Below are 6446 nucleotides of genomic sequence, written 5' to 3'. Positions count from 1 at the left end.
TTAGGCTTTAAGAAATTCAAGAACTTTAAAACCAAAATACTCATCGCTTTAAACACTCAAAAAGAGAGAACCAGAACGATTCTCTCTAGATGTTAATTATAAGTCACCCACTACAGTTGACGAAGAGCCCAGAAAAAGGCATCTCCAACACTGGAAATGCTCTTTCTTATAGATTGAAACTAATGGATACTCAACATATCTAATATGATTATTTTGATTTAATATAGTTTTTACCACCAGCTTTTGGCCCTACTGCTTGTCCAAAGAATGCTGCTAAAACAACAATTGTTAAAACATAAGGTGCAATTTGTAGGTAAACGGTTGGAATTTTTGATAATAATGGCAATTGGTTACCAATAACGGCTAAGCTTTGAGAAATTCCAAAGAAGAGACTAGATAACATAGCTCCAACTGGATTCCATTTACCAAAAATCATAGCTGCTAAGGCAATAAAGCCAGGACCAAGAATAGTAGTTCCAGCAAAGTTTACTGAAATAGACTGAGCATAAACTGCTCCTCCCATTCCACCTAAAAAACCTGAAATCATTACTCCATAATATTTCATACGGTATACATTAATCCCTAAGGTATCAGCTGCTTGAGGATGTTCCCCAACTGAACGTAATCGAAGACCGAACTTTGTCTTATAGAGAATGTACCACGAGATGAATGAGATTAGAATAGCAACATAGGCAACCAGGCTCGTTCCTTTAAAAAAGATATCACCAATAACAGGTATTTGAGCCAAGCCTGGAAAATCAAATTTACCAAATGCCTCGGCAATATTGTCCGTTTGCCCTTTCCCATAAAATACTTTTACAAGAAAAACTGCTAGAGCTGGTGCCATCAAATTAAGTACTGTACCGCTAACAATATGATCTGCGCGGAAATTAACAGTAGCAACGGCATGAATCAATGAGAATAAAATCCCAACAAGACCACCTACAAATGCCGCAACCCATGGCGTCGCATCTCCTAAAGTTTCTGAAAACCCTAAGTTAAAAACGATTCCAGAGAAAGCACCCATAACCATGATACCTTCTAGACCGACATTGACAACACCAGAACGTTCTGAGAACGTTCCACCAATACTTGTCAAGATGAGAGGTGTTGCATAAATCAACATAGAACTAACCAATAAGGATAAAATTGTCATTAAACTCATTATTAGTTACCACCTTTCATTTGTTTTTTTGGTTTGATAAATCGTTCAATGAGGTAATGAGCACCTACAAAGAAGATAATAGATGCCGTTACAACCTTAACAAGTTCTGGAGGAATACCCGCAATATTCATCCCTGGTGATCCTACATTAAGAACACCAAATAGAAAGGCCGCAAAAATAATACCAATAGGATTATTTGATGCTAGAAGACTGACTGCCATCCCATCAAAACCGATTGTTAGCGAATTGCTTTGAACATAGACGTTTTCAAAGGTTCCCAAACCTTCAACAACACCGCCGAGGCCAGCCAACGCTCCTGAAATAATCATGGACAAGATAATCGTACGCTTGGCAGACATCCCCGCATACTCACTAGCATTAGGATTCAAACCAACTGAGCGAATTTCAAAACCAAGTGTTGTCTTATTAAGCAAGAACCAAATAACAAGGACTGCTATAATAGCAAAGAAAATTCCAATATTTAAACGTGAGTTGTTTGTTAAGGCACCTAACCATTCTGATTGGTAGGTAGCATTCTGACTAACATATATGGATGAGTCAGTTGTACGCATAATATCTTTTGAAAAGACGCGTTGTATAATAGCATTCCCACCAAAAAGAATAATATAATTCATCATAATAGTGACAATAACTTCACTTGTTCCTAAAAATGCACGAAGAAAACCAGGAATAGCGCCAACAATACCACCTGCAATAGCTGCAATAATGACAGTCATGAAAATCATAACAGGGCGAGGAAGATCTGGATTAGCAAGTGCAAACCATCCTGCAGCAATCCATCCTGCGTAAGCTTGTCCTGACAAACCGATATTGAAAAATCCTGCTCTACTAGCGACAGTAAAACCAAGAGCAATAAGGATTAACGGACCCATTGCACGTAAAATTTCACCGATATTCTTAACACTGCCAAATGCAATCTGGAACAAACCTTCATAACCCCAAATAGGATCATAACCAAAGACGAGCATAATAAGTGCGCCTAAGATAAGCCCCAAAATAACTGAAATAATGGGAACCAAGATGTGTTGCATTCTTTTAGACATGGGTTTCCTCCTTCGCTACTGTCCCACCTGCCATCAAGATACCAAGTTCTTGTTTATTAGTATTTTCTGGAGTAACAATGCCTTGAATTTTACCATCATGAATAACGGCAATTCTGTCAGAAAGATCCAATATTTCATCAAGTTCAAAACTGACTACTAGGACTGCTTTACCATTAGTTCGCTCTTCAATGATACGTTTGCGAATATATTCAATAGCACCGACATCAAGTCCTCGAGTTGGCTGACTAACAATTAAAAGATCTGGATTACGATCAATTTCACGAGCAATGATAGCTTTTTGTTGATTTCCTCCTGAGAACCCTTTGGCAGGCACTAATTCACTAGCACCACGGACATCAAATTCAGTCATCAATTTGCGAGCATACTCATTCATTTTATTATAGTTCAATACACCATTTTTGCTCAACGGTTCCTTGTAATAAGTCTGTAAAGCAACATTCTCAGCCAATGTCATCTCCAAAACCAAGCCATCTCTATGACGATCCTCAGGAATATGACCAACACTGAGTTCTGTAATCTTACGAGAAGACATTTTAGTTACATCTTGCCCTTTAATCGTAATACGACCTGATTTTACCTTACGAAGACCAGCGATAGCTTGGATTAACTCACTTTGACCATTGCCATCAATACCAGCAATACCGACAATCTCTCCTGCACGAACATCTAATGAGAGATCTTTTACAGCCGGAACACCACGATTTTCATCAACAACTAGATTTTTAATGGAAAGGATAACATCTCCTGGGACAGAAGCTACTTTCTCTGTTTTGAAAGAAACTGAACGACCAACCATCATTTCAGCCAATTCTTGTGATGTTGCATCGCCAACTTCTACTGTTTCAATGCTCTTTCCACGACGAATAACAGTTACTCGATCAGCTACTGCACGAATTTCATCCAACTTATGAGTAATCAAGATAATTGATTTTCCTTCTTTGGTTAAATTCTTCATGATTATCATAAATTCAGCAATCTCAGCAGGTGTTAACACAGCTGTCGGTTCATCAAAGATAAGAATATCAGCTCCGCGATACAAGGTCTTTAGGATTTCAACTCGCTGTTGAGCTCCTACAGAAATATCAGCAACTTTAGCTTTAGGATTAACAGCAAGACCATACTTTTCAGACAAGGCGACGATTTCTTCTTGAGCCTTTTTCATATCCAAAGCAATTCCAGAAGTTAGTTCGTTTCCTAGAATAATATTTTCAGCAACAGTAAAGGCTTCAACAAGCATAAAGTGCTGGTGAACCATTCCAATACCAATTCGAGAAGACTTTGATGGTGAGTTAATAACTACAGATCGACCATTTACAACAATCTCTCCACTTGTAGGTTCTAAAAGACCTGCCAACATATTCATCAATGTCGACTTGCCTGCCCCATTTTCCCCAAGAAGCGCATGGATTTCACCTTTTTGCAAATTCAAATTAATCTTATCATTTGCGACAAAATCACCAAAAATTTTGGTAATTTCTCTCATTTCAATGACATTCTGTGTCATAAGGAGTTTCCTTTCAATGGAAGTTATATTTCACTAAAATCCACCAAAATAATGGTGATGGACTTTACTGAGATATAACATCTCAGTTCAAAAAAAGACAACCGACCAAGGTCGTCCTTTTTTTGATTCTTGGTTTAAAATTTATTTTTTAGGTACTTTTATCTCACCTGATTTAATTTGTTCTTTAGCTTTTTCAATTTCTTTTACAGTAGCTTCGTCAACATTTGTTGTAGCAATATCTACACCACCATCTTTAAGACCATAAACAGTCACATCCCCACCAGGGAACTTGTTGTCTTTAGCTTGTGTTGAAATAAGCTCAAGTGTTTTACCCACTTCCTTAAGAGTTGACGCTAGAACAAAGTTTGATTCTTTGCCATCTTTAGAAGTATATTTTCCTTCGTCTTTTTGATCACGGTCAACACCGATAACCCATACTTTTTCAGATTCTGCTTTACCTTCGTTGAGTGACTTAGCTTCACTGAAAACTCCTACACCAGTTCCACCAGCAACTTGATAAACAATATCAGCACCACCCGCGTATTGAGCAGCTGCAATTGTTTTACCTTTAGCCGCGTCACCAAAAGATCCTGCATAATCAACTTTAATGTTAATTGAGTCGTCTACAGATTTAACACCAGCTTCAAAACCTTTTTCAAAACGTGTGATAACATCAGACTCCATACCACCTATAAAGCCAACTGTTTTAGTTTTTGTTGTTTTTGCAGCTGCAATCCCAGCTAAGTAAGCCGCTTCATTGTCAGCAAATGTTGCGCTAGAAACATTATCTTTATTTTCAATAACATCATCAATGATAACAAAATTTGTATCAGGATTATCTTCGGCAGCTTTTTCAATCGCATCATGCAGAGCAAAACCAATACCGAAAATAAGTTGATAACCACTTGAGATGGCTGTGTCTAGGTTATTAGCATAATCAGATTCACTAGTTGATTGGAAATAATCGAATCCTTTACCTTTTTCCAAACCGTTATCTTTACCCCAAGCTTGAAGACCTTCCCAAGCTGATTGGTTAAATGATTTGTCATCAACACCACCAGTATCAGTTACCATTGCAACTTTAAGACCAGCATCATCTCCACCTGACTTTGAACCACCACGATTTCCACAGGCAGCAAGAGTAAGAACAGCTACTGAAGCTAGACCAATACCAACAATCTTTTTGTTCATCTTAATGAACCCTCCTAAAAAAATTTGCAACAAGGTTGCGAGCTAATAACCAAAAGGTTAACAACACACAGATTATTTTAAATCTGTAAAAGAGTACGGAAGTAACTCTTCGACTGTCATCTCGACTGTCTTACCATTTTGTGAAATTAAAATAACTTTAGAGGTTGACTCAAAAAATTCAACCATAACTTGCCGACAAGCACCACAAGGAGAAACTGGTTCTTCTGTTTCACCATACACCGCTATTGCTTCCAGTTCACGATACCCTTCTGAAACTGCCTTAAAAATAGCTGTCCGCTCTCCACAATTACATAAGCCAAAACTAATATTTTCAATATTACACCCTTGAAATACTCGACCTGACTTGGTTAGAACTGCGGCTCCAATTGGAAAATGTGAATAAGGAACATAGGCATTTTTGCTTGCTTCTATAGCTAAAGTAATAAGGTCAGTAGTATTCATCAGCTAATTCTCCTTAAATAAGGGGGATACTAGACGTAGTAATATTTTCAATCTTACTTAACAAAAATCCTCAGCACAAACATTAGAAAAACTATACTCTTTTACTTCTACAGCAAGTCTCTCCATTTGCTCTCTATTTTTTATAAATGTATCATCAAGTAAACAATTTTACGCCTTATTAAGTATTTTTTACGAAAAATTCGTATTATTTCTTTAGGTTAACTTTTAGTCATCCTTATTTTACCATTTTTTTTAAATTCTGTAAGTATATTTTTTATTAATTTTTGGTTTAAATTGATTTTTTTCATGTTTTTTTTTACTTGTTAACTCTATCACCATTTTTTTACGAACAATTCAATCATTTGGGCAATTATAAAATCGCTTTTTGCAACATCTCTGTCAAACGATGAACTTATTATTTGACACTTCTTAAAATGTAATAGCCTTTATCTTTTTTTAGGATTTCAACATTACCAAAGATTTCTTGCATTTTGGCTTTTGCGCTGGGTGCACCTTGTTTTTTTTGAATAACAATTGTTAAATCTCCACCTAGATTGAGGTAATCGAATGCTTCTACCAAGATGGTATGAACAACTTCTTTTCCTGCACGAATAGGCGGATTAGAGATAATATGATCAAATCTTCCAGTCACCTTATCATAAATATTAGATTGAAAAATGTCTACTTCTACATCATTGACTTGTGCATTTTCTCTTGCTAAATCAATCGCACGATTATTAATATCCACCATCGTAGCTTTAACACCTTGAACTTTAGCTAAAGCAATGCCGAGCGGACCGTAACCACAGCCAAGATCAAGTAGCGTATCATTTTTATGAAATATTAATGTTGATAATAAGACTTGGCTACCAAAGTCAATCATTTTTTTAGAGAAGACACCCGCATCAGTCTTAAAAGAAAAACGATTCCCTAAAAGATTCACTTTTAATTCTTTAATATCATGACTGCTATTGGGATTCTCCTCATAGTACATATTAGCCATTTTATCTCTTTTCTATTTCTTTCTTCGGCTTTTATT

General features: G+C 36.6%; 6 protein-coding genes. All 6 read right to left on the bottom strand.

Features of this window, described 5'->3' with window-relative positions; all coding sequences use genetic code 11:
• Window positions 1–208: 208 nt before the first annotated feature.
• Window positions 209–1165: an ABC transporter permease gene (locus ACMZ6U_RS02955; protein WP_416106147.1), complete on the bottom strand. Its 957-nt coding sequence runs from the start codon at window positions 1163–1165 to the stop codon at window positions 209–211.
• Between the two features lie 2 nt (window positions 1166–1167).
• The gene (locus ACMZ6U_RS02950) at window positions 1168–2229 is read right to left on the bottom strand and encodes an ABC transporter permease (RefSeq protein ID WP_416106146.1); all 1062 of its coding nucleotides are present in this window, start codon (window positions 2227–2229) and stop codon (window positions 1168–1170) included.
• Complete coding sequence (locus ACMZ6U_RS02945; RefSeq protein WP_416106145.1) at window positions 2222–3754, bottom strand: ABC transporter ATP-binding protein; 1533 nt, start codon at window positions 3752–3754, stop codon at window positions 2222–2224. The genes ACMZ6U_RS02950 and ACMZ6U_RS02945 overlap by 8 nt, the downstream gene beginning before the upstream one ends.
• A 141-nt stretch (window positions 3755–3895) precedes the next feature.
• Complete coding sequence (locus ACMZ6U_RS02940) at window positions 3896–4945, bottom strand: BMP family lipoprotein (protein WP_416106144.1); 1050 nt, start codon at window positions 4943–4945, stop codon at window positions 3896–3898.
• A gap of 72 nt (window positions 4946–5017) precedes the next feature.
• A complete protein-coding gene (locus ACMZ6U_RS02935; RefSeq protein ID WP_416106143.1) occupies window positions 5018–5407 on the bottom strand; it encodes a cytidine deaminase in 390 nt (129 codons plus the stop codon).
• Window positions 5408–5822: 415 nt separating this feature from the next.
• Window positions 5823–6410 (bottom strand): class I SAM-dependent methyltransferase, encoded by a 588-nt coding sequence (locus tag ACMZ6U_RS02930; protein WP_416106142.1) that lies wholly within the window; start codon window positions 6408–6410, stop codon window positions 5823–5825.
• Window positions 6411–6446: the final 36 nt, after the last annotated feature.

This window comes from Streptococcus pluranimalium (assembly GCF_047785745.1).
GTDB lineage: Bacteria > Bacillota > Bacilli > Lactobacillales > Streptococcaceae > Streptococcus > Streptococcus pluranimalium_B.
Note: the sequence above shows the minus strand (reverse complement) of the source record. Positions and strands in the feature narration are given on the sequence as shown.

Bases quoted from the DNA above. Each gene is read 5' to 3' on its own strand.
- ACMZ6U_RS02930 (WP_416106142.1), bottom strand. From the start codon at position 6,410: ATGGCTAATATGTACTATGAGGAGAATCCCAATAGCAGTCATGATATT.
- ACMZ6U_RS02940 (WP_416106144.1), bottom strand. From the start codon at position 4,945: ATGAACAAAAAGATTGTTGGTATTGGTCTAGCTTCAGTAGCTGTTCTT.
- ACMZ6U_RS02935 (WP_416106143.1), bottom strand. From the start codon at position 5,407: ATGAATACTACTGACCTTATTACTTTAGCTATAGAAGCAAGCAAAAAT.
- ACMZ6U_RS02955 (WP_416106147.1), bottom strand. From the start codon at position 1,165: ATGAGTTTAATGACAATTTTATCCTTATTGGTTAGTTCTATGTTGATT.
- ACMZ6U_RS02950 (WP_416106146.1), bottom strand. From the start codon at position 2,229: ATGTCTAAAAGAATGCAACACATCTTGGTTCCCATTATTTCAGTTATT.
- ACMZ6U_RS02945 (WP_416106145.1), bottom strand. From the start codon at position 3,754: ATGACACAGAATGTCATTGAAATGAGAGAAATTACCAAAATTTTTGGT.